Annotated in this window: 2 protein-coding genes; both read left to right on the top strand. The window is 69.5% G+C overall.

Annotation, left to right across the window (positions count from 1 at the left end; translation table 11 throughout):
- Positions 1 to 5 precede the first annotated feature (5 nt).
- Positions 6 to 914, top strand: coding sequence for a glycosyltransferase (locus tag EOA33_RS33350; protein ID WP_245482514.1), 909 nt, complete (start codon positions 6 to 8; stop codon positions 912 to 914).
- Positions 911 to 2112: ABC transporter ATP-binding protein (locus EOA33_RS33355; protein ID WP_190234455.1), on the top strand; the 1202-nt coding region annotated here is incomplete at its 3' end. The genes EOA33_RS33350 and EOA33_RS33355, both read left to right, overlap by 4 nt.

The following is a 2112-nucleotide window of genomic DNA, read 5'->3' on the forward strand; positions in this document are numbered from 1 at the left end:
TCGCTGTGCTGGAAGCCTGCATCGCCTCCATCCAGGCAGCCTGCCGGGCGCATGCGGCCTTCCCGGCCGAGCTGGTGGTGGTCGACAACGGCTCGCGCGACGGCACGCCAGAGCGCCTGGCGGCAATCGCCGAGGCTTCCACCATCCCGATCACCGCGATTCTCGAGTCGCGCCCCGGACTGGCGGCGGCGCGCAATGCCGGGTTGGCGCGGGCGCGTGGCCGCGTGCTGGTCTTCGTCGACGACGACTGCAAGCTCGACCCGACCTATCTGCGCGACCTGCAGCGGCATTATGCGAGCGGCGAGAAATGGCTGATCCGGGGCGGCCGGGTCGAGCTTGGCGACGCGCGCGACCTGCCCTTCACCATCAAGCGCTGCGAACAGCGCCAGCGGCTGACGCCGGCCGTCCATCCGGGTGGCTTCGTGCTTGGCTGCAACATGACCATGCACCGCGACGTCGCCGCGCGCATCGGCCCCTTCGACGAGCGCTTCGGCGCCGGCGGCGCGCTGCGCTCGGCGGAAGACACCGACTATCTGGTGCGGGCGATGCTCATCGGCATGCCGGTCGAATATGTGCCCGACATGACAATCTTCCACCATCACGGACGCCGTGACCGCGAGGCAATCGACCGGCTGCACCGCGACTATCATTTCGGCAATGGCGCGCTCTGCCTGAAGCATGTCCGCCGCGCGCCCTGGCTGCTGCGCCATTTCTACTGGGCGGCGCGCGCGGCTCTGCGCGAGCTTGCCGGCGGACCCAAGTTCGATCCTGAGCTCAGGCTGTCGCATTGGCCCGTCGTCGCCATGAACCTGGCCGGCGCGGCGAAGTTCGCACTGCTTGTCATCGCAAGGCGGCCGGCGCCGGAGCCACTGGGCCGCGCCGAAGCGGGCGAAGCCGAGGCCAGGGCGCGATGATCCGGCCGCTGCCACCGGCGCTCTCGATGCTGCGCGGCGCGCTGGGCGGCAGGTTGATGCGCCTCTTGCCGGTCGTGGTGCTGCTTGGCCTTGCCGCCGCGGCGCTCGAAGGCCTAGGCATCGGCCTGATCATCCCGCTGCTCGGCATCATCATGGGCCATGGCGATGCGACCGGCATGGGCGGCTTCTCGGCGCTGCTGCAGAAGGTCGGCGCCGGGCTCGGCGAGCGCGAGCGGCTGGTCGTCATTTCGGCGGCGATCCTCGGCTCGATCCTGCTCAAGAACCTGCTCGGCTTCGCCAACACGGTGCTGACCGCCCATATCTACAGCAAGGCGAGCTTCGCGATCCGCAGCGCGCTGTCGGAACGGCTCCTGCGGATCGGCTATCCCTTCTTCCTGCGGCAGAGCCCCGGCCGGCTGCTCAACATCATCTCCAACGAATCCTGGCGCGCGTCCGACGCCATCCAGGCCCTGCTCGGCTCGATCGTCAGCGCCTCGGCGGCGGTCATCCTGCTCGCTTTCCTGCTGCTTCTGTCCTGGCAGATGACTCTGCTGGTGACGCTGGGGCTGGCGCTCGTCCAGCTGGCGCACGCGATGCTGTCGGCGCAGCTCAAGGCGCCGAGCCGCAGCGTCGCGGCGCGCAACAGCGCGCTTGCCTCGCAGATGCTGCATCTGGTGCATGCCGGGCGCCTGATCCGCATCTTCGGCCAGGAGGACCGCGAGCAGGCTGCGTTCGACACGGCCTCCGACGGCGTGCGGCGCGCCGCCTTCGTGCTGGCGACCCGCCAGGGCGCGCTGCCGCCGCTGACCGAGGTGCTGCATGCGCTGCTGTTCCTGGCGACGGTGATCGCCGCCTTTCTCGCCAATGTCAGCTTCCCGCTGACCGCCGCCTTCCTCATCCTGCTTTACCGGCTGCAGCCGCATATGCGCGCACTGCAGATGTCGTGGAGCCAGTTGCAGGGGCTGTCCGGATCGCTGGAGGAAGTGACCTGGCTGCTGGACCCCGCCGGCAAGCCAGCGCCACCGCTAGGCAGCTTGCCGTTTCCGGGGCTTGGGGAACGCATTGCCTTCGAGGGCGTGAGCTTCACCTATGCCAGCGAGGAGCAGCGCGCGGCGGTGCTGCACGCCGCGACATTCGACATCAAGGCGGGACGCTCGACGGCGCTGATCGGCCGCTCCGGCGCCGGCAAGACGACGAT

The sequence above is a fragment of the Mesorhizobium sp. M4A.F.Ca.ET.050.02.1.1 genome (genome assembly GCF_003997725.1).
Lineage (GTDB): Bacteria > Pseudomonadota > Alphaproteobacteria > Rhizobiales > Rhizobiaceae > Mesorhizobium.